Below are 21,070 nucleotides of genomic sequence, written 5' to 3'. Positions count from 1 at the left end.
CGCGCCGCGCGCTGTCGACCTCGGCCGGACTCGCGTCCTCGCCCGCCGACACCTGCGCGAGATGATCGAGCAGTTCGTCGACGAGCGCGGCCGGCGGCAGCGGCGCGTTATCGCGAATGCTGCGGCCCGTGTACGCGATGAAGAGCCGCTCGCGCGCGGCGAGCAGCAGATCGAGGAACAGATTGCGCTCGTCGTCGCGGCGCTGACGGTCGCCGGCCTTGCCGAACGCGGCCATCAGATCGAATTCGTCGGCGCGCGCGAGCGACGGCAGCACGCCGTCGTCCATGCCGAGCAGGCAGACCACACGGAACGGCAAACCGCGCAGACTCGTCAGCGAAGAAAACGTCACGCTGCCCCACGGCACGCCGCCGCGCGCGGGGTCGTCGAGCGCTTCGGTGAGCGCGGTGCGCACCACCGAGGCCGGCAGCAACACATCATGCGCGCCGGCCTGCATCGCGGCGCTCATCGCATCGAGCGCGTCGCGCACGTCCGCGAGCGAATCGGCGAACTCGACGCCGCCGTCGAAGCACTCCCCGAGCGTTTCGAGCAGCAGCTGCGACCAGCCGGCGGGCGTGCGCTCGATCGCGCAGCTCGCCGCGAAGCGGTCGATATCGTCGACGAAGCGCGACAGACGGCCGAGCAATTCGGCATCCGAACCGTCCGCGCCTTCGACCGGCAGCCACGCATCGACCGGCTCGCCGCCGGCCGGCATCGCATAGCCGAGGTACAGGCGCGTCAGCGCATCGGCGAACGTATGACGCGCGACCGGCACATGCTCGCCGACCGGCTCGAGCGGCGCGAGCCCGCGCCGCGCGCCGGCGGCCGCGAGCCATTCCTGCGCGGCTTCGAGCGAATTCGCATCGATGCCGTAACGCACCGCGACCGCATCGACACGCAGCCATTCGATCAGATCCGGCGCGCCGACGCTGCGCTCGGGCAGCGCGAGCCAGTCGAGCAACAGACGCGCGACCGGATTGGCCTGCGACGGCGGCAAGCCGGTGATCCGGTACGGAATACGGCGGGTGTCGCCGGCGGGCGTGGTGCCGAACACCGCATCGATCAGCGGACCGGCCGCCGCCAGATCGGACACCGCGACCAGCACGTCGGACGGCTGCAGATCGTCGAACTCGTCGAACCAGCCGAGCAGGCGATCGTGCAGCACTTCGAGCTGCCGCGACAGGCTGTGGCAAACGTGTACCTCGATACCGCGCTCGATAGGCAACTCGTCGGCATCGGCTTCATTGCGCAGATCGAGGATGCCGTTCTGCACGGCGGCGAGCCAGCTCGGCTCGGGGTTCTCGGTGAAGTCACCGGTCTCGGCCGATGCCGCGCTTTCGGTCAGCTCGTGCAGCATATGCAACTGCGCCTGAGTCTGCCGTCCCCATTCGGCGAGCAGCGGGTGACCGACTTCCTGATAGTCGAGCTGCCCCGCCGCGTCGAGCGCCTGCACGCGCCCTTCGCTGACCACGTCGAACCAGAACTCGCGGCATGGGTTCATCACGTACAGACGCACGTCGATCCAGCGCGACAGCGCGCGCAGCAATGCGATATGCAGCGGCGGCATGGTCGGCAGCGCGAACACGCTGACCGCCTCCGGCCATCGCGCGTTCGAGATTGCCTCGAGATCGAGCGAGCCGAATTCATCGAGAAACCGATACGCGGGCGGCAGCGCGGCCGCGGATGTTTGCGCATGACCGCCGGCTTGCGCGAGCTCGGCGAGCACCGCGCGCCACAGCGCCGCTTGCCAGCGCTCGTCTTCGCGGGCGGCATCGCTCGCGCCGGTCAGACGCGGACCCGTTTCGTCTGCCGCGCCACTCGCGAAGATCGAGCCGCCCTTCTGCCACTGCAGCAGCCATTCGGGGCGATAGGTCAGATAGTGGTCGAGCACGGTCGCGACGCGCCGCGCGAGTTCGTAGCGCATCGACGCGTCCGCCGCATCGAGATAGGTGCGCAAACGCGGCGACGCATTCCACGGCAGCGCCTCGTCCGTGTCGTCGAGCAGCCGGTAGCAGCGCCATACGAGGCGGTCCGGCGCGAACGGCGAATGCTTCGGCACCTCGATCACGCCGCCGATCTGCGCCCACAGCCATTGCGCGAGATAACCAAAGTTCACGTTCGCGCAGATGCCCTGGCGCGCGGCGATATCGAGTTCGAGCCGCCGGCGCACGGCCGCGCTCGGCACGATTACGGGACGCGCGGTCCAAGGGTCGGACGGCGCTTGCGCGAGGTCGTCGAGCAGCGCGCCCACCAGCGTTTCGTAGCGGTTCGAGTAGAAGAGCTGAAGCATGGATTCCAGATCATATTTGGCACGCTGATGGCCCGCGAGTGATGCTCGCGAGCCACAGTGGACATTGAAGCGACAGCATAACAAACCGATCCTCAGGGCATAACCTGGCCGAATGGACGAGGTCAGATCGCGCGCAAAATCAGTTAGACTCGACGGCAGTTTCGCGCTGTCTTTCCAACTGCGGTTTTTTCGATGAATGGATTCAGGTAGTCGATGCGCTATTCGGTCGAAATAAGAAAATTCCTTTATAGCCAGTACTTTTATGGCGGCCTGCGCATCGCGGTCGGCGTGTCGTTGCCGGCCATCCTGTGCCTGATCGTGTTTCACAATCGTGAACTCGGCTTCACGATCGCGACCGGCGCGCTCGGCGCCTGCGTCGTCGACATGCCGGGCCCGCTCAAGTACAAGCACAACGAGATGCTGGCCTGCTCGGTGATCGGCTTTCTGTCCGCGCTCGCCACCGGCGTCGCCACCGTCAATCCGATCGCGCTGTGGTGTACGGTCGTGCCGCTTACGTTCGTGCTGTCGCTGATCGTCGTGTACGGCAACCGCTGGCCGCAGATCAGCTTCGCGACGCTGTTCATGATGATCATGACGCTGGAGGAGCACTTCACGCCGCTGCAGGCGCTCGTCAATGCGTCGTGGATACTGCTCGGCGGCCTCTGGTACACGTATTGGTCGACCCTCGTGAGCCGCTGGATGGTGCATCGGATCGAGCAGCAGGCGCTTGCCGAAAGCGTGTTCGCATGCGCGGACTATCTGCTTGCGCGCGCCGCGTTCTACGATCTCGACAACGACCTCGACGAGTGCTACCGCAACCTCGTCGACAAGCAGATCTCCGCGGTAGAGCGCCAGGACGCCGCGCGCGACATCGTGCTACGCAACCTGCCCAGGCTCAAACGCGGCAAGCTCGAACCACGCCGCGCGATGCTGTACAACCTGTTCATCAATACCGTCGATCTGCACGAGCTGTTCGTCGGCGCGCAAACCGATTACACGCTCGTGCGCAGCACGTTCGGCGGCTCCGACCTGCTGGTGTTCTATCGCGATCTGATCCGCAAGGCTGCCGAAGATCTCGAGGAGATCGGCCTCGCGGTGCTGCAGAACCAGGCGCCGCGCAAGCGCGTGAACGTGAAGGCCGAGTTGCGCGCGATCGAGTATGAAATCGAGTTGATGCGCAAGCAGGAACTGCCGACCCAGAACCCGGAGGCATATTCGGCGGTGTCGTCGAATTTCCGCCGCATCTGGAGCGCCACGCGGCTGATCGACAAGATGCGCCGCAGCCTCACCACCGAGCCGAGCCCGACCGAAACGGAACTGCGCATCGATCAGGCGCTGAGCCGCTTCGTGACGAGCCGGCGCGTGCCGTTCGGGCAGATCTTCTCGAATCTGACCATGGCCTCGCCGAGCTTTCGCCATGCATTGCGCGTGACGATCGCGGTCGCCGTGGGCTTCTGGCTCGGCCGCCTGCTGCCGCTGACCAACGCGTACTGGATCGTGATGACCACCGTCATCATCCTGAAGCCCGGCTACTCGCTGACCAAGCAGCGCAACGGTCAGCGGATCATCGGCACGCTGATCGGCTGCGCCGCGAGCATCGCGCTGATCATCTTCGTGAAGGAGCCGCACATCCTGATGGTGGTGATGTTCGCGTCGATGGTGATGAGCTACAGCCTGCTGCTGTTCAACTACACGGCGAGCGTCGTGTTCACGTCGTCGTATGTGCTGCTGCTGTTCCATCTGCTTGCGCCGGGCAGTCTGCGCATCATCGGCGAGCGCGCGATCGACACCGTGGTCGGCTGCGCGATCGCGATCGCGGCGAGCCACCTGTTCCCGTACTGGGAGTACCGCTTGATGGGCAAGCTCGTCAACAACATGATCAGCGCGACGCGGCAGTATCTCGAAGCGAGCTGGTGGTGGAGCGGCAAGCCGGCCGCCGCAGTGGTCGCGGCCGTGACCGAAGCGGGCGCGCGCGCGCCAGCGGCCGCGATGGCGGACCCGGCGCTCGGCTTTGGCGGGCCGGCGCTCGCAGTCGCTGGAGCCGAAGCCGAAGCCGAAGTGGAGAGTGGCGCCGGTGCGCGCCGCGCGGAGCGCGCGAGCCGTGCACAGCCGGTCGCCGAAGCTGGTGCCGAGGCGAACGCGGGCGACGCAGCCCAAAGCACGACCACGATCCGCAATCCGACCGCGCGCCCGGCAAGCGGTGCATCGGCTGCCGCCGCCGCGGCGGCGACCGCGCTCGACCGTGATTACCGCTACCGGCTCGCGCGCAAGAACGTTCACGTCGCGTTCGCGAATCTCGGCCAGGCGTTCCAGCGCATGATGCTCGAACCGAAGTCCGCGCAGAAGTTCGTGCCGGAGTTGAACGGTCTGCTGGTGCGCAGCCACGTGCTCGCGTCGCAGATCACGGCCGCCGCGCCGCTGCTGCGCACCTCCGCGCAACAGCAGCAACAGGTCGAGGACATCTCGCTACAGCCGCTGCAGCGCGCACTGAGCCTCGTGCGCGACAACCTGAGCGCCGCCGAAGCAGGCACCGCGTTGCCCGCCGAGCAGAGCGAGCAGATCAAACTGATGAGTCGCGAACTCGATGCGATGGTCGTCAACACGGAGAAATCGCCGGACTATACGGCCGATGCGGTGCACGACACGAAGCTGCTCGCGCATCAATGCAAGCAGATGCTCGCGGCGTCCGCGCAGATTCGCAAGGACGCGAGCATCATCCGGTTGCCGGAGGAGTGAAGCTGCGAGGCACGCGGGCGTTATTGCGCTGCGCCGCTCGCCGGTTTCAGTGCGTTGACTGCCGCGGCTGCCTCCGAGGCCACCGGCGGCACCTGGGTGGGCTGGCTCTCGAACTCGTGCTTTTGACGGATCGCGTTGTAGATCAGCGTTGCGATCACGAGCAGAATCGCCACCACGATAAAGACGGCGATGCCAAAGGTCGGGTTCTTCTTGCGCGGCGGTCTGGTCATGAAGCGGGCTCGGTTCGCGTAGCAGTCGCGGATGGGTCGGAGAAGGCGGCATTCTACGCCCAGTGAGCTTGCACGCGGCTTGCAGCCGACGGGAGCGGTATGGATGCGCCGTGGCGCGTTTGCTATCGAAACAGCAAGCGGCGCTCCTGGCATTCACGGATGCTCCATGAGCATCACGTTACCGCCGACGAACGCACCGGCAACGCCGTCGAATACTTGATCTGCTCCATCGCGAAGCTCGAACTCACGTCGTACAGCGGCACGGCCGTGATCAATTGCTTGTAGATCCGGTCGTAGTCGTCGATATCGGAGACCACCACGCGCAGCAGATAGTCGGTCTCGCCGCTCATCCGGTAGACCTCGACCACTTCGGGAATATCGCGCACCGCCTGCGTGAACGCGGCGGCCCATGTCTCCGTGTGCTGGTTCGTGCGCACCGCCACGAACACCGTGGTCCCGACGCCGAGCTTGCGCGCATCGCACAGCGCCACCTGCGCGCGAATCACGCCCGCCTCCTTCAGGCGCTGAAGCCGCTTCCAGCAAGGCGTCTGTGACAGATTCACGCGCTGCGCAAGTTCGGCGATCGGCATCGTCGCGTCCGCCTGCAGCAATTCGAGCAGCTTCCGATCGATGATATCCATACCCATACCCCCACCCCTCATAGGAAATTATTCTACTTTTCTGTTGGTCGAGGGAATTATATGGAAACTCTTTCTCCGGGCAAACCGGTATAAATATCGATACCGAAAATTGCCGACCAGCAGCGCCCGTGCTGCGTCAACACCATGAGCGACGACCTTCGCGCCACCGCTTTCGAGCATCTTCCCGACTACCTGAAGTCGCTGCCGGACCCGGTCCGACTCGAAGCGGCCGCGTTATCTACGCACACGCTGCGCCATATGAAGCGCACACCGATCGAGCGCCTGTGCGACACGCTCGACGCGATGTTCGAAGCCTGCGCGAAATTTCCGGAACCGTCGCATTCGACGTTCTTCGCGCGCAGCATGCGGCTCGCGCTCGCCGAGGCGGCCGCCGATCCGGCGCTGCTCGCACCGATACAACGCGAAGGCTCCGCCGACACCTATCGGCGCCATCTGCTCGTCGCCGATCCGCAAGGCCGCTATGCGATCGCCGCGCTGGTCTGGCAGCCCGGCCAGGCGAGCCCCGTGCATGCGCATCACACGTGGTGCGGTTACGCGGTGGTCGAGGGCAAGCTGAGCGAAACGGTCTTCGAATGGGACGACGCGCAGCAATGCGCGAGTGCGCTGCGCATTCAGACACGCAAACGCGGCGCGGTGTCGTACGTGCGCGGCGGCCGTGCCGCGATTCATCGGCTCGGCAACAGCAGCGATGCGCCGGCGGTGTCGCTGCATATCTACGGCGTCGAAGGCGCGCGGATCGGCACGCACGTGAACGACATCGTGCGCACGGCCGACGCCGCGGAGATGGTTCAACAACGGTTGCACGTCACGACGACACGTGACGTGATGTGATGTGACGCGTTCGCGCGACTACGAAGTCATGCGAGCACACAAGCACGCGACCGTCCTCGCACGGTCCCCGACAAACCCCCGCCTCAGCTCTTCCCACCGACATCGCCCGCCGTCGGAATCTGCGGCGGAACCGGTGCGGTCTGTCCGGTCGGCGGCGGCGCCGGACGCGGTTCGTGCGACACGTCACGCGCGGGCGCAAGCGGCACTTGTGTCGATGCGCGCGCCGACGGGCCGACGGCGCCCACTTCATACTCCGCTTCGCGCAGATGCTCGTGCGCCGCTTCGCGGGTTCGTTCGCGCGCGGGTTCATGCGCCCTTTGATGGTCTTTGCCGTGCGCGCCGTCGCCCGCCCGCTGGTGCGCGTCGGCACCCGCATCCACAGGCGCGACGAACCCGGTCATCTCATCGTCGCGCAACGGCTCGCCCTCGCTATCCTTCGACGACGTGTACACCCGCATCTGCGCGACCGGAATCTCGATGCCCGCCTCGTCCATCTTGCGCTTGAGCCGCAAATTGAACGCCCGCGCGACGCTCCATTGCTGCAGCGGCCGCGTCTTGATCTGCCCTTTGACGACCATCCAGTTCGGATCGAAGCGGTCGAGACCCCACACCTCGATCGGCCCGAGCATCTCGCGCCGGTAGCGGAAGTCGGCCATCAGCTCCGCGCCGACTTCGCGGATCAGCTGCGTGATCTCGTCGACATCAGTCGAAAACGACATGCGCACCTCGAACACCGCATACGCGAAATCGCGCGACAGGTTCTTCACGATCTTGATCTGCGAGAACGGAATCGCGTGGATCGCGCCCTGCCCGTCGCGCAGCCGCACGGTGCGGATCGACAGATGTTCGACCGTGCCCGCATGGCCGCCATCGACGTCGATCCAGTCGCCGACCGAGATCGTGTCCTCGATGATGATGAAGAGCCCGGTGATCAGGTCGGTCACCAGCGACTGCGCGCCGAAGCCGATCGCCAGACCGATCACGCCCGCGCCGGCAAGCAGCGGCGTCACGTTGATGCCGAGGTTCGCGGCGGTGACGATGCCGCCGATCGTCATGATCGACACGAGCAACACGTTGCGCACCAGCGGCAGCATCGTGCGGGCGCGCGTGCTCGGGCTGCGCGCCTTGTTGCGCGGGCTGCCCGGATTGAGCGTTTCGGTGATCGCGGTGTCGACCAGAATCCACAGCAGCCACGCGATAAATACGGTGGCGACGATCGCCGTGATCGCATGCGCGATGCCGCGCGCCGCCACGTTCCTCTCGATCACCTCGGCCAGCGACACGTCCCACAGACGCGCGGCCAATTCGAAGAAAAACAGCCAGATGAACAAGGTCAGCAAGGTGCCGCAAAAGCGCAACAGGCGCGTCAGATACGGCGAGCGGCGCCGCGCGCGGGCGCTGCGCGGGCGCGTCATGCGAAGCACGATCGCCGACAGGAAAAACGCCAGCACCAGCAGCAGCGCGGTCACGATCGAGATCTGCAGCACGTTTTCGCTGGAGCCGGAGCCGCCCAGCGTCGCGACCACCGACGCGGCCGCCAGCACCAGCACCGGCACGTGCCACATCGCGGCAAGCACCTCGAACGCATCGGTCGCCGCCCTGTGGTCGTTGCGCTGCTCGTACGGCCGGTTGCGGATCAGGTGCGCGACCGGCCGGCGGAAAGCGAGCGCGAAATAGCCGGTCAGCACGGCGGCCGTCATGTTGGCCGCGGTCGAAATCAGCGCGGCGAGGTTGGTGCCGATCTGATGCTCGACGTCGTAATTGACGGCCGCGTCGCCGAGCGCGCCGCACACGCCGATCACGAACAGCACGCGGCGCGCATGATCGATGAGCAATCGCACCGCGACGCGCCGGTGGCCCGAGCCGAACAGCGAGAACATGATCAGGCAGATCGCGGAAAACACCGCGCCCGCGACGATCGCATACGCGACCACCATGCCGAGCGTGCGGCCGAGCGCATCGGGCATCGCGCGCATGAACAGTAGCGCCGCGATGAACGCGATGATCCACGGACCGACGCGGCGCAACGCGAAGATCAGCAGCTCGCGCGTGGTGGGATTGGGCCGCAGCACCAGCTCGACGCCGAAGCGCCGGTGCAGCCGATGCTGCAGATAGATCAGCGCGCCGGCACAGGCGCCCCAGCCGGCCAGCATCCCCAGCATCGCCAGCAGGATCGAGCCGAGACCCTCGCGCCCCTGGCCGGAGACGATCGTGTACAGCTCATTGCCGGCAGCGGTCACGCGGCCGCTCCAGTAGCGCACTGGCGTGCGGCCCTGATGCACGTCGGATTCGAACGACGCGATACCCGATGCGATCGCGCCGAGCAGGCCCGGACTAGGTTGCACGGCCGCGGGCGAAGGCGGGCCGACGGTTTGCGCGGCGCTTTGCGATACGTCGCGCAGCTTCTTCAGCTGGGCGACGAGTGCGCTGCGCTGGCGGTCGTTGTCGAGCGTGGCGATCACGCTGTCGAGCGAGCGCGCAAGCTCCGCCTGGCTCGCGGGCGACGGCGCCGACGCCGCCTCGGGCGCCGACGCACCCGAGGCGGCGGACGCGGGCGCCGCGTTCACCGTCGCGCTGTTGATCAGGCTCTGCAATGCCGGGATCACCGGCGTGCCGCCGCCGACCGCGGGGCCGGCGGCCTGCGCGATGCACGGCAGCGCGCCGAGGCACAGAATCAGCGCGGCGCACACGAGCGCGGTCAACCAACCCAGCACATATGCGCTCGCGCGCGGGTGGGCAGCGCCGCTAGCAGTGCCGCGAGCGGCGTGATCGGAGGAGAGATGAGGGGCGGTGAGAATCGCCGGCTGCTGCCCGCCGCCAGACGGCGCAGCCTCGGACTCACGCCGCGACGGGCATGACTGCATGGCAATCCGTGAGAAAACGGCAGACGCCAGTGTAGCCGCAGTTACGCCCGGCGCGCCCGAACATGCGTAACCGAATGTTAGTACGCTTGCGCGGCCGGCGAATTCGATGCGCCGATCGTCAGTACGCGACCGTCGCGATCTGGCGGACGAAGCGGCCCTGCTCCAGTTCGTCGACGAACGCGATCGCGTAGTCTTCGGCCGAAATGCGGCTGTTGCCGTCCGCATCCGCGATCAGCGTGTTCGCGCCCGTGCGGAACTTGCCGGTGCGCTCGCCCGGCGCGATCAGCGCGGCCGGCGCGAAGAACGTCCAGTCGAGATCGGTCACGCCGCGGTAGTAGTCCAAGGCGTCGCGATGCGCGAGCGCAATGCCCTTGTACGCGTCCGGAAAACTGTCGGTATCGACCAGGTGCTTGCCCGGCGCGACTTCGAGCGAGCCCGCGCCGCCTACCACGACGACGCGCTTCAGCCCCGCCGCGCGCACCCCTTCGACCAGCGCGCGCGTGGCTTGCGAAAGCCTGGTGAGATCGCCTTGCGGCGGCGCATACGCGCTTGCGACGACGTCCTGACCGCGCACCACCGCGCCGACGCTCGCGGCATCGAGCAGATCGGCCTGCGCCGCATGCAGATTCGCGACGCCGGCCGGCACGCGCGCCGGATCGCGCACCAGTGCCGTCACCTGATGCCCGCGACGCGCGGCTTCCGCGGCAATCCGCGAGCCGATCATGCCGGTCGCGCCAAACAAGGCGATCTTCAGTTGCTTGCTCATATCAGCGTACTCCTCAGGTTGTCTTATATGTAACAGCGATAGTTACATATAACGAGAAAAAAAGCGGGGCTCTCACCCCGTTCATTGGTTAGTCACCGCCAAGCCCGGCGCTTGCGCTCGCGATGCTTCTCCGAGCGGACCACGTCGGCGGTCGCATCGGCGAGCGTGCGCGCGGCCAGCGCCGCTTCCATCGCCTGCTGCGCTTCGTCGATGATCCCGCTCAACACGCTCTGGATATTGCGCCCCACCATGCACGCGGGATTCGGCTCCTCGCGATGCAACGCGAACAACTGCGCGTCCTCCACTGCGCGATAGACGTCTAGCAGCGTGATTTGTTCCGGCCGCCGTGCGAGCAACGCGCCGCCACCGGCTCCCATCTGCGACGTGGTGAGGCCGGCCTCCGAGAGCATGGCCAGAAGCCGGCGGATCAGCGCGGGATTCGTGTTCACGCTGCCCGCGATCATCTCCGACGACAACGGCACGCCGCCCTGTAACGACAGCAATGCGAGCACATGCACGGCAAAGGCAAACCGGCTACTCATGTTCACGGCAGATCCGTCCCGCAACGACAATGTGTAACCATCGTAATTACATATACCTCCAAAGTCAAACGGCGAAAGCCGGATCGAACCGCGCGCGGATCATTTGTCCATCTGCTTCTGCGCGTCGGCGGACTCGGTCGATGCGCTCGACGAAGCCGACGAGCTCGCATTTTGCGCCGACCACGCCTGCAGCTTGCGCCCCGCCGTTTCGAGGCCCTGGCCCGTGATCGACGCGGCCCTGCCGAGCTGCGCGTTGGCCGCGCTCGCCGCGTTCTGCAGGTTGGCCTGCGCGCTCGACGCGAGCGCGGCCGGGTCGATCCTGATCGACGGCGCGGAGGCCGAGTCGAGGTTCTGCTGCGCGGCGTCCTTGGTCGCGGTGACCTGTTGGCCGACGTAGCTCGCGGTCTGATCGAGCTTCTGACCGGCAAGCTGCGCGGCGTCGTTGAGCTTGCCCGCGACCTGGCCGGCCGAAGCGTCGTTTTTCTGGCACGCGGCCAGCGCGCCGAACACGAAGACCACGACCGCCGCGCGGCGCAATAAGGATGAGGAAACAGATGAAATCATGATCAGAAGGAGCCGCACCGAGCGGCTCGCACTTGCGAAGATGTGCCCATGATACCGCCGTTGCGCCGCGCGGCCGCTTCGAGTCACCCCGGCGAGCCATCGACGATTACGACGAAACCTCGGATGCGGTTCGCCGCAAGGCCATGCAACTGAACCACAACCCCGCGTCGACCAATGCGATCATCGCCGGGCGAGGAAACGGAAGCGTGGAAACAGCTGTCTTCATCGACCGACTTCGCTGCGTAAGCGAAGAAAGCAGCGGTTCGGCATTTCGCCGAGCCGCTGCTCGCCTGAATCGCCGTTGCGCGAATATCACCGAGCCAGTTAATTCGCCGGCGTCAGTATCGCTGCGCCGCATCCTTCAGCAGAAAAACCAGGAATTTGGCCGGCTTGGTCTTGCTGGCATTGCGCCCGACCGTGTGCACGTCGTTCGGCCCTTCGTAGAAGGTCTGGCCCGGCTTCAGCGTGACGGTCTGGCCGCCGCGCACGCCCATCACGATCGAGCCTTCCAGCACATAGATGAAGCCGTGTGCATCATGCCGATGCACCGGGTCCGCACTGCCGGGCGGATACTCGACAGAGAGCACCGTGACTTCCTTGCCCGGATAGTCTTCCAGCGCCCTGGTCATCAGCGGCGTAACTTGCGCTTGCAGCGGCTCGTGCGCGTGTGCGGCGCCCGCTGCGAGCAGCAGCGATGCGATCAGCCATCTGGAACTATGCATGACGGTGCTCCGTTGCGCGTCGCTCAGGCGAGGCCCGACTTGTCCACGCCAAAGGCTTTGTCGTAGATGCCCGGCGGGATGCGAAAGCCAATGTTGACCCGATTCCACGCGTTGATCGACATCACCTGGAAGGTCAGGTCGGACAACTCCTTCTCCGAGAACTGGGTCCGCACGCGATCGTAGAGTTCATCGCTCACACCTAGCGGCGAAATCTGAGTCAGCGCCTCGGTCCAGGCTAGAGCGGCACGCTCGCGCGGCGTGAACAGATTGGACTCGCGCCACACGGCCACGTGATGCAGGCGCAACGGACGCTCGTCATGGATCGTGGCCTCCTTCACGTGCATGTCGACGCAGAACGAGCAGCCGTTGAGCTGCGACGCGCGGATGTCGACGAGATGGCGGATGGTTTCCTCGATTGCGGACCTCTTGAGCACGAGGCTGAACTCGACGAACTTCTTGAACAGTTCCGGGGATTGCTGCTGGTAGTCGATGCGCTGGGTCACGGCATGTCCTTTGTGCGGTTGGAGAAAGGAGAAACGTTGCGGGAATGCGGTTCAGTCCGTCGCGACGGAGCGGCTGAGCCAGGTGTGGAAGCGCGTCGGGCCGATGCGATGACCGCCGCCGGCGACCAGGGTTCGGTCGTCCAGCTCTGCGCCGACATAGCGAGCGTGGACATCGGCGATCACGGTGCGTGGATCCTTGTGCGCGGCGAGGAACTTGCGAGCGAGTTCGTCGAGTGGGAAGCGGTCCGGACCGGCGAGTTCGGTCATGTCGTTCAGCGGCATCCCCACCGCAAGATCGGCGAGGACTGCGCAGACGTCATCGGCGGCGACCGGCTGGATCAGCGCGGGCGAAAGGCGCACCTCGCCTCGCTGGGCGCTGGCCTCGATGGTGCCGCCGACGAATTCGAAGAACTGGGTGGCACGCAGCAGCGTGTACGGGACGGGCGACGCCTTGAGCAGCGTCTCCTGCGCAGCCTTGGCGCGAAAATACCCGCTTTGCTGCAGGCGTTCGGTGCCCACGACGGACAGAGCAAGATGGTGCTCGACGCCCGCCGCGTGTTCGGCGGCCAACAGGTTGCGCCCCGCCGTCTGGAAGAAGCTCATCACGGCCTCGTCCTCGAAGGACGGCGCGTTGGCGACATCGACGACGACATGCGCGCCTTCGAGCGCTTTCGCCAACCCGTCGCCCGTCATCAAGTCCACCCCGGTCGACGGGGATGCGGCCACCACGTCGTGACCATCGCGGCGAAGCCGCCGCACCACGTTCGAGCCGATCAGTCCGCTGCCACCAATGACGACCACTTTCATGTTCCACTCCCTCCGGTTCGGTTGACGAAGTGCTTGCTGCTTGATCCGATGGGTGCAGTATCATTTCCAGCCGCCGGCGCCGCTTTGTCTGCGCCTTGTATTTCCGTCCAAAATTCCTCCATTCGCTTCATCAGCGCGCCGGGTAGCGCATACCTGGCGGCTTTCTCGTCCTGGAGTCCCCAATGCAATGGGTTTTCGCTGACTGCACGCTGGACCTGGAGCGTCGCGACCTGCGCCGCGCTTCCCAGGCGGTCGCCACGACGCCGAAAGTGTTCGATCTGCTGGTTTATCTGGCGAGCCATCGCAACCGGGTCGTGGGCCGCGATGAGTTGATCAATGCAGTGTGGGACGGACGCGTGATTTCCGAATCCACCATGGCCAGCCACGTGAACGCCGCGCGCAGCGCGGTCGGCGATGACGGTCAGCAGCAGCGGGTGATCAAAACCCTGGCGCGCAAAGGATTCCGGTTTGTCGCCGACGTCATCGAGCATCCGGCATCGGATCAGGCCCGCGAGAAAACATCGACGCCGATCGAGACGTCATCGCCGGATGCGGCGCAGGGCAGCAAGCCTTCCATCGCCGTCCTGCCTTTCGTCAATCTCAGCGGTGACCCGGAGCAGGACTACCTGGCCGACGGTGTGATCGAGGACGTCATCACCGCGCTGTCGCGATACCGCTGGTTGTTCGTCGTCGCGCGCAACTCGAGCTTCACTTACAAGCATCGCAACGTGGATGTGAAGCAGATCGGGCGAGAGCTCGGCGTGCGCTATGTGCTCGAAGGCAGTTGGCGGCAGGCACAGGGCCGCGTTCGCATCACCGGCCAGCTCGTCGATGCGGGCACCGGCGCGACCCATTGGGCTGGCCGCTTCGAAGGCGTGCTCGACAATATTTTCGAGTTCCAGGACCAGATCGCCGACAGTGTGGTCGGCGCGATTGCGCCGCAGGTCGAACAGGCCGAGATCGCTCGCGCGCGGTTCAAACCGACCGAAAGTCTGCGTGCGTACGACTACTACCTGCGTGGCATGGCGCAGCTTCATCGAGGCAGCCGCGAAGCGATCGACGAAGCGTTGCCGTCATTTCAGCGCGCATTTGCGTGCGACCCTGAGCTTGCATCGGCGTACGCGATGGCGGCCTGGTGTCATTGCTGGCGCAAGGTCAATGGCTGGATGCACGATCGCCCAAGAGAAATGGCGGAAGGCTCCGAGTGGGCGCGTCGTGCCGTGGAGTTGGGCAAGTACGACGCCGTCGCTCTCGCGCGCAGCGGTCATGCGCTATCGCATCTGGCCGGCGACCTGCCCGAAGGTATCGCCTTGCTGGATCGGGCGCTCGAATTGAATCCCAATCTTGCCGCCGCGTGGTTTCTCGGCGCATTTCTCCGCTTGTGGCATGGCGAAACTGAACAGGCGATCAGGCAATTTGCCCACGCGATGCAATTGAGCCCGTTGGATCCAGAGCGTTATCGGATGCAGTTCGGCTTGTCGGCGGCGCATTTGTTCATGGGCAACTTCGTCGAAGCCGCTCTGTGGGCCGAGAAAGCCATCCGGGATTTGCCGAGTTTCGGCCTGGCCTACGCAACGCTCGCCGCGAGTCAGGCCTGGCTCGGCAAACCAGCGGAAGCTCGACGAGCTGCGATTCGCTTACGCGAGCTGATTCCCGACTTGCGCCTCGGCAACTTGACCGACTGGATGCCGATCCGCCGCGACGAAAACCTTGCCGTCTTCACGGAAGGCTTGGCCAAGGCGGGATTCGATTCTGAACCCTGCGAGGATTGATGCAATCCTGCAGCGGGCATCGGCATGCAGCGGCGCTCGCCTCGACATCGTTCAACGCTCTCCCACATTTCAGAATCTTCCGACGGTTGTAGACGAAACACCTCCCTATAGTCGCGGCTGCTTTTAGGGAGTGCTGTTTCGATGAAACTGATCGACTGGATAGTCACCCTCGTCATCATGCTGATGGTGATCGTCTTCTTCTGTGCGCGCCGGCCGCCCACCTGGTCGCACGACTCCCGTGCCCGGCATATGAAGGGAACCCGTTTGCTGATGCAGGCCGCGTGCGCGCTGTGGGTGGCGCTGCTGGCTGTCACGAATGGCCTGTTTGCCGTCGAAGGGATTGCCGGCGTTCGGCCAACGCCGGCCGAGTCGTCCGCCGGCATCGCCGTGCTGCTGGCTTGCAGTTGCTACTGGTCGGTGCGCGGCCGGAGACTGCTGAAGCGGCGACGGATTTTCGCCGGTTGAGGAACGGGCGGGCGCCACCCGCACCGCACGCACGATCGAGCGCCCCTACCGCGCAGTGATTCCTCGCACCGCATCGATCGAAGGTGCGGGCAACCCGGTTCCGGCGCTAAGGCCTGCCCCCGCGGCGCCCTGCGCGCCCTCGAGCGCACCGCGCGCCGCCGAAGCCGGAGCCGGAGCCGGAGCCGCCACGACGAGCGCTGGCGCGCCAGCCGCGGCCGGTTCCGAGCCCGCGGCACCCGCCGCCTCTGGCAGCGACAGATAGAACGTCGTACCCACCCCCTCCTTCGATTCCGCCCACACTCGCCCGCCGTGCCGCTCGACCATCCGCCGCACGAGCGCGAGGCCAATGCCCTCGCCGGCCGCCGCGTTGCCGTGCAGGCGCTGGAACGCGGTGAACAGCCGCGGCAGCGCGATCGCCGGGATGCCGAGGCCGTTGTCGCGCACGTAGAAGATTCGCAGCGAATGCACGCCCGGCGGCGCGGGCGTCGTGCCGATTTCGACGCGGCCCTCGCGCGCCGGGTCCAGATAGTTGACCGCGTTGCCGATCAGGTTCGCGAAGATCTGCTCGAGCGCGGTCGGATCGCCCCATACCGCGGGCAGTTCGCCGACCGTCACGCGCGCGCGCCGCACGCGGATCGACCCCTGCATCGCATCGACGACGCGCTGCACGATGTCGCGCACATTGACCTTCTGGCGCCGGTACTCGACACGCCCGACGCGCGACAGCCGCAGCAGCGCGTCGATGATGTGCGACGCGCGCATCACCGCGGTCTGCAGATAGTGCAGCGCCTCGCCAATGTCCTCGTCGACGATCCGCTCGATCCGCTCGCGCGTGCTGGTCGCGAGCGACGAGCCGCGCACCGCGTCGCGCAACTCGTCGCAGGCGCGAATCAGCTCTTTCGAAAATCCCTGCAGGTTCACCAGCGGCGCGCGCAGATCGTGCGACACGCTGTAGATGAACATTTCGTTTTCCTGAGTCTGCTGGCGCAGCGTCTCGTTGATGCGAGCAAGCTCGGCGGCGCGGCGTTCGAGGTCCGCGTGAAAACGCGCCTCGATGCGCTCGGCTTCGAGCAGACGGCGGCTCGTCTCGTGCAAGGTCAGATCGAGCCGCGCGATTTCATCGCGACCCGCGCCGAGCGGCGCGAGCGGCTCGTTGCCGGCAAGCCTGCCCGCGTTGTCGGACAGCAGCGCGAGCCGGCCGCGCACGCCGCGCGTGAAGATCCCGATGGCGAGCGCGACGAACAGCAGCGAGCCCAACGCGGCCGCGACGATCAGCGTTTGTTCGCGCTCGCGCACGGCGGCGACGGCATTCGAGCGCGACATGTCTAGACGGCGCTCCTCGGCCTGGAACGCGCTCACCTGCAAGCGGAAATGATCGAGCACGTCGGCCTGGGCGAGATCGTGGAAGCGCGCGAGAATCTCGGCGCGCCGCCCGGCGCGCAGCATATCCTGGATGCGGTCGGACCACTGGCGGTATGCCTGCACCGCCTGGCGCACCTCGACCACGCGCTCGACTTGCGCGGGATTGTCGCCGACGAGATCGACGAGCTCGTCGATGCGCCGGTCGACGTCCATCCATACTGCGATCGGGGTCGTGAAGCGTGCGTCGTTGGCAAGTACCGCGCCGCGCAGCGCGACCGATTCGGACAGCACCGGATCGAGAATCGCCGTGCTCTGGCGCAGCACCTCCTCGGTATGCATCGCCTGACGCTCGGCCATCGTCGCATCGACCTGCGCCTTCACGACGCCAGTGAGCAGCGCGAGTTCGAAAACGGCCGGAATCGCGATCAGCAACAGGCCTTTGGTGGTCAGTCTCATGCGGGCCCATGGGAGGGGTTGGCCGGCGGATCGTGCACGGAGTCGGCACATTATGTCGGCGTTTGCGCGGGAAAACAAAGAGGGACACGAACCCGTCGACCACCGTACCCCCCCCGCCGCTCGATTGCGCGCCAGGATTGGGCATCGACAGCATCTCGCTGCGTCAGGATTCCGAATAAACATGTAATTTAAATCGAATATTTCGCCCTTTTCTGGGTCAGCCTGCGTAGCCGTGACGATTTATGCACTTTCTCTGTGCCTCGCTTCTCTGTTCGGGTGCATGGCGCGCTCGGACGGCGCATCGCTCGAAACCATCCGGCTTCCCATCCCGGTGCCCGGTTGCACCGGGCCGACGCGGCCAGCACGACTATGGCCCACTTCTTGCTCGCATAGCGCACTTTTTTGGCACAAGCGGGACATATCGATGGAAAGTCTGAAATACGGCGCCGATACCGAGTTTCTTTTGATCGGCGCCGCCATGGTGCTGGCGATGCACGCAGGATTCGCCTTCCTGGAGCTCGGCACTGTGCGCAAGAAGAACCAGGTCAATGCACTGGTCAAGATTCTGGTGGACTTCGCGGTGTCGACGATCGCGTACTTCTTCATCGGCTACACGATCGCCTACGGCGTGCAGTTTTTCGACGGCGCCGCGACGCTCGCCCAGCACAACGGCTATGCGCTCGTGCGCTTTTTCTTCCTGCTGACGTTTGCCGCCGCGATCCCCGCGATCGTGTCGGGCGGAATCGCCGAGCGCTCCAAGTTCAACCCGCAGCTGTTCGCGACGTTCGTGCTGGTCGGCTTCGTCTATCCGTTCTTCGAAGGCATCGCGTGGAACGACCGTTTCGGCATTCAGGACTGGCTCACGCAGGCGTTCGGCGCGCCGTTCCATGACTTCGCGGGTTCGGTGGTGGTGCACGCGTTCGGCGGCTGGGTCGCGTTGCCGGCCGTGCTGCTGCTCGGCGCGCGCCACGGCCGCTATCACCGCGACGGCGGCATCGCCGCGCATCCGCCGTCGAACATTCCGTTTCTCGCGCTCGGCGCATGGGTGCTGACGGTCGGCTGGTTCGGCTTCAACGTGATGAGCTCGCAGACCCTCGACAAGATCAGCGGCCTCGTCGCGGTCAACTCGCTGATGGCGATGGTCGGCGGCACGCTGAGCGCGTGGTTCGCGGGCCGCAACGACCCGGGCTTCACGTACAACGGCCCGCTCGCCGGGCTCGTCGCGGTGTGCGCGGGCTCGGACATCATGCATCCGCTTGGCGCGCTGGTGACGGGCGGCATCGCCGGCGTGCTGTTCGTCTATATGTTCACCTGCGTGCAGAACCGCTGGCGTATCGACGACGTGCTCGGCGTGTGGCCGCTGCACGGCCTGTGCGGCGCATGGGGCGGCATCGCGGCCGGCATCTTCGGCGCTCACGCGCTCGGCGGGCTGGGCGGTGTGTCGTTCGCCTCGCAGATCATCGGCACGCTCGGCGGGATCGTCGTGTCGGGGCTCGGCGGCACGGTCGTGTACGGTGCGATCCGCATGACGGTCGGCCTGCGGCTCGACCAGGAAGAGGAATACAACGGCGCCGATCTGTCGATTCACAAGATTTCGGCGACGCCGGAGTGAACGAGGTCGGCGCTCGCGGAGAACGGAAGAGACGCGGCGAGAGGCGCGGAGAGTCGCGGGCCAGATGCCTGTCCCCAAAATCCGCGCGCCGATGCTAGACTTCGCGGCTGGAGATGGCATTCTCCATTAACCGCCCATGGGGCTGATGATGCCTGCTACGCCCGGTTATGCGGACGCGGCATCAATTCGCCCGCATCAACCGGTTTGTCGACGTTTCCGGTTCGATCCTCTTCCATGTATTGGTCTTTTCTCGCTGTCGCGATTGGCGGCGCACTCGGCTCGCTGTTTCGCTGGTTCCTCGGCTTTCGACTGAACCCGGTCTTTAGCGACCTGCCGCTTGGCACGCTCGCCGCCAACGTGATCGCCGGCTACATCATCGGTGTGGCGGTCGCGGGCTTCGCGCGGGTGCCCCAGCTCTCGCCGGAATGGCGGCTGTTCGTCATCACCGGTCTGATGGGCGGGCTGTCGACGTTCTCGACGTTCTCCGCGGAAGTCGTGCAGCGCCTGCAGGACGGCCGGCTCGGCTGGGCGGCCGGCGAAGTGGCGATTCACGTGAGCACGTCGCTGATCATGACGATTCTCGGCATCGCGACGGTTTCGCTGCTGGCGCGCTGAGGCGTGTTGATGCTGCTTGGCAATGCAGCAATGTTCGCCGTTCCGTATCACACGCTCTTTCACCCGACCAGCGCCGTGCTGTTCGGAACCGGCTACGGCCTCGCCTATCCCGTGATCCAGGAACAAGCCGTCAACCATTCCAGTGCCATCCATCGTCACGCCGCGCTGACATGGTTCATCGTCGCTTGCTCGCTCGGTGCGTTCGGCTTTCCGGCTGTCGGCGGCTGGGTGCTCGTGCAGGCTGGGAGGAGCGCGTTGACCGCACTGATCGCGATATGCGGCATGTCGGTACTCGTGCTATCCGCACTCCGCGACCGGCGAAGTCTTACTGCGCAATTCCGTTCGTGAGCGCCACGCGGGGTCTCCGGCCCGCTCCCTGAAACAGCACCGAGGCCACCAGCACCAGGATCAGGTAGCGATCGACAACGAAACATTGCCGAGCCGTCTCGTCCAGGCGGTCACGCGCGGCGACGCGTTTTGCAGCGCGCTCGCGCAAAGGAAAATCACCACGACTTGCCGCCCCGCATCGCCATCAGCATCGCCGACGTGGAGCGCATCGACAGCAGCCGTTGCGCGAGCACAGGAAACAACAAGAAGAAAAAGACAGCGTCGACAACAACCGCGACGGAATGTTGAATGACAAATAAAGGGAATTCCACGCCTGCAACACCAGGAGCTGTAAAGCCGCATTGACGGCTACCTCCACACCGCTCGTGGTGTGCACGATCGGCGGCGCTGAATCGATGTTGCTCAGCTCAGTGTCGAAAGGGTGGGAGTTCACAGCCATTAATGCAGCGCTCAGAGCTAGCGTAATAACGTGAATCGGATAAATATGCTAAAGCAGTTGATAAAAAATATTCTGCGCCGAGACCGTACGACAGATTAAATCCCGACGTGATAAAGAAGAAACTCGAGCGGGCGAAGGACGGCAAGATAGCAGGCCGGCACGAGCGCAGGACAGTCAGACCCGGGAGCATCGCCGTCATTTTTTTCTTACGTGAAGTATCCGTTCATTGCGTCGATTTTCATTTTTATATAATTTACTTTTTAAATCGAAAGTATTTACATCGCTCAATATGCGGAGCATGATTCGTTTAACCGCGCTATGCCGGCATGGCACTTTCTCACCATTTGCGTTTGCAAATAAATTCACAACCAACCGGAGATTAAACGAGACGGTAATTTGCCCGGTAATTGTTGCGCATCGTCCTCTTGGCGGAGACGGAAGTCTCTTGAGATTTCAGAAGGCGTGATCTAATGCCTGCATTTTGGTG

The 21,070-nt window shown here is 65.2% G+C and carries 18 protein-coding genes, 1 pseudogene and 1 riboswitch; of the genes and pseudogenes, 7 read left to right on the top strand and 12 right to left on the bottom strand.

The genetic code is table 11. From position 1 onward, the window contains the following. Nucleotides 1-2,287 (bottom strand): exodeoxyribonuclease V subunit gamma (locus AB4Y34_RS17110; RefSeq protein ID WP_368716692.1); only part of this gene is annotated, 2,287 nt, incomplete at its 3' end. Between the two features lie 213 nt (nt 2,288-2,500). Between AB4Y34_RS17110 and AB4Y34_RS17105 the strand changes: the two genes are divergently transcribed. Then, nucleotides 2,501-5,023 carry an FUSC family membrane protein gene (locus AB4Y34_RS17105; RefSeq protein ID WP_368716691.1) on the top strand — a complete coding sequence of 841 codons (2,523 nt, stop codon included), beginning with the start codon at nt 2,501-2,503 and terminating at the stop codon, nt 5,021-5,023. Nucleotides 5,024-5,043: 20 nt separating this feature from the next. Here the strand turns inward: AB4Y34_RS17105 and AB4Y34_RS17100 are convergent, their stop codons facing one another. Further along, nucleotides 5,044-5,253: a hypothetical protein gene (locus tag AB4Y34_RS17100; RefSeq protein WP_176108931.1), complete on the bottom strand. Its 210-nt coding sequence runs from the start codon at nt 5,251-5,253 to the stop codon at nt 5,044-5,046. Nucleotides 5,254-5,426: 173 nt separating this feature from the next. Beyond that, on the bottom strand, nt 5,427-5,900 hold the full coding sequence (locus AB4Y34_RS17095; RefSeq protein ID WP_013089133.1) for an Lrp/AsnC family transcriptional regulator: 474 nt from the start codon (nt 5,898-5,900) through the stop codon (nt 5,427-5,429). A 138-nt stretch (nt 5,901-6,038) separates the two neighbouring features. Here AB4Y34_RS17095 and AB4Y34_RS17090 point away from each other — a divergent pair, with 138 nt between their 5' ends. Next, on the top strand, nt 6,039-6,746 hold the full coding sequence (locus AB4Y34_RS17090) for a cysteine dioxygenase (protein WP_368716690.1): 708 nt from the start codon (nt 6,039-6,041) through the stop codon (nt 6,744-6,746). Nucleotides 6,747-6,829: 83 nt separating this feature from the next. Here AB4Y34_RS17090 and AB4Y34_RS17085 read toward each other — a convergent pair whose 3' ends face one another. The 7 genes and pseudogenes from AB4Y34_RS17085 to AB4Y34_RS17055 all read right to left on the bottom strand — a co-directional run bounded on the left by AB4Y34_RS17085 (nt 6,830) and on the right by AB4Y34_RS17055 (nt 13,514). Next, nucleotides 6,830-9,610: a mechanosensitive ion channel family protein gene (locus AB4Y34_RS17085; protein WP_368716689.1), complete on the bottom strand. Its 2,781-nt coding sequence runs from the start codon at nt 9,608-9,610 to the stop codon at nt 6,830-6,832. A 118-nt stretch (nt 9,611-9,728) separates the two neighbouring features. Then, the gene (locus AB4Y34_RS17080) at nt 9,729-10,376 is read right to left on the bottom strand and encodes an NAD(P)-dependent oxidoreductase (RefSeq protein ID WP_176378017.1); all 648 of its coding nucleotides are present in this window, start codon (nt 10,374-10,376) and stop codon (nt 9,729-9,731) included. Nucleotides 10,377-10,468: 92 nt separating this feature from the next. Beyond that, a complete protein-coding gene (locus AB4Y34_RS17075; protein WP_368716688.1) occupies nt 10,469-10,924 on the bottom strand; it encodes an Rrf2 family transcriptional regulator in 456 nt (151 codons plus the stop codon). A gap of 93 nt (nt 10,925-11,017) precedes the next feature. After that, on the bottom strand, nt 11,018-11,482 hold the full coding sequence (locus AB4Y34_RS17070) for a hypothetical protein (RefSeq protein ID WP_368716687.1): 465 nt from the start codon (nt 11,480-11,482) through the stop codon (nt 11,018-11,020). Between the two features lie 324 nt (nt 11,483-11,806). Beyond that, nucleotides 11,807-12,204 (bottom strand): annotated as a pseudogene (locus tag AB4Y34_RS17065) (cupin domain-containing protein). A 23-nt stretch (nt 12,205-12,227) separates the two neighbouring features. Next, on the bottom strand, nt 12,228-12,707 hold the full coding sequence (locus AB4Y34_RS17060; protein WP_176378020.1) for a carboxymuconolactone decarboxylase family protein: 480 nt from the start codon (nt 12,705-12,707) through the stop codon (nt 12,228-12,230). A 51-nt stretch (nt 12,708-12,758) separates the two neighbouring features. Beyond that, nucleotides 12,759-13,514 carry an SDR family oxidoreductase gene (locus AB4Y34_RS17055; RefSeq protein ID WP_368716686.1) on the bottom strand — a complete coding sequence of 252 codons (756 nt, stop codon included), beginning with the start codon at nt 13,512-13,514 and terminating at the stop codon, nt 12,759-12,761. Between the two features lie 182 nt (nt 13,515-13,696). On the opposite strand from AB4Y34_RS17055, the gene AB4Y34_RS17050 reads away from it, so the two are divergent. Next, complete coding sequence (locus AB4Y34_RS17050) at nt 13,697-15,286, top strand: winged helix-turn-helix domain-containing tetratricopeptide repeat protein (protein WP_368716685.1); 1,590 nt, start codon at nt 13,697-13,699, stop codon at nt 15,284-15,286. Nucleotides 15,287-15,427: 141 nt separating this feature from the next. Continuing rightward, the gene (locus AB4Y34_RS17045) at nt 15,428-15,751 is read left to right on the top strand and encodes a hypothetical protein (protein WP_176378023.1); all 324 of its coding nucleotides are present in this window, start codon (nt 15,428-15,430) and stop codon (nt 15,749-15,751) included. A gap of 45 nt (nt 15,752-15,796) precedes the next feature. Here AB4Y34_RS17045 and AB4Y34_RS17040 read toward each other — a convergent pair whose 3' ends face one another. Then, nucleotides 15,797-17,569, bottom strand: a complete 1,773-nt coding sequence (locus AB4Y34_RS17040; RefSeq protein WP_368716684.1) for an ATP-binding protein — start codon at nt 17,567-17,569, stop codon at nt 15,797-15,799. Between the two features lie 424 nt (nt 17,570-17,993). On the opposite strand from AB4Y34_RS17040, the gene AB4Y34_RS17035 reads away from it, so the two are divergent. The 3 genes from AB4Y34_RS17035 (at nt 17,994) to AB4Y34_RS17025 (ending at nt 20,144) form a co-directional block, all read left to right on the top strand. Beyond that, nucleotides 17,994-19,181, top strand: a complete 1,188-nt coding sequence (locus AB4Y34_RS17035; protein WP_176120063.1) for an ammonium transporter — start codon at nt 17,994-17,996, stop codon at nt 19,179-19,181. Between the two features lie 100 nt (nt 19,182-19,281). Beyond that, nucleotides 19,282-19,343: riboswitch (Fluoride riboswitch) on the top strand. 72 nt (nt 19,344-19,415) lie between these two features. Next, nucleotides 19,416-19,796, top strand: coding sequence for a fluoride efflux transporter CrcB (gene crcB / locus AB4Y34_RS17030; RefSeq protein WP_176108943.1), 381 nt, complete (start codon nt 19,416-19,418; stop codon nt 19,794-19,796). Between the two features lie 9 nt (nt 19,797-19,805). Beyond that, nucleotides 19,806-20,144: a hypothetical protein gene (locus AB4Y34_RS17025; RefSeq protein WP_368716683.1), complete on the top strand. Its 339-nt coding sequence runs from the start codon at nt 19,806-19,808 to the stop codon at nt 20,142-20,144. 155 nt (nt 20,145-20,299) lie between these two features. Here AB4Y34_RS17025 and AB4Y34_RS17020 read toward each other — a convergent pair whose 3' ends face one another. Further along, nucleotides 20,300-20,455 (bottom strand): hypothetical protein, encoded by a 156-nt coding sequence (locus AB4Y34_RS17020; protein ID WP_368716682.1) that lies wholly within the window; start codon nt 20,453-20,455, stop codon nt 20,300-20,302. Nucleotides 20,456-21,070: the final 615 nt, after the last annotated feature.

Origin of the sequence: Paraburkholderia sp. BR10954 (genome assembly GCF_040965775.1) — a bacterium.
In the GTDB taxonomy this organism is placed as follows: domain Bacteria; phylum Pseudomonadota; class Gammaproteobacteria; order Burkholderiales; family Burkholderiaceae; genus Paraburkholderia; species Paraburkholderia youngii.
This window is presented reverse-complemented; position numbering and strand designations above follow the sequence as displayed.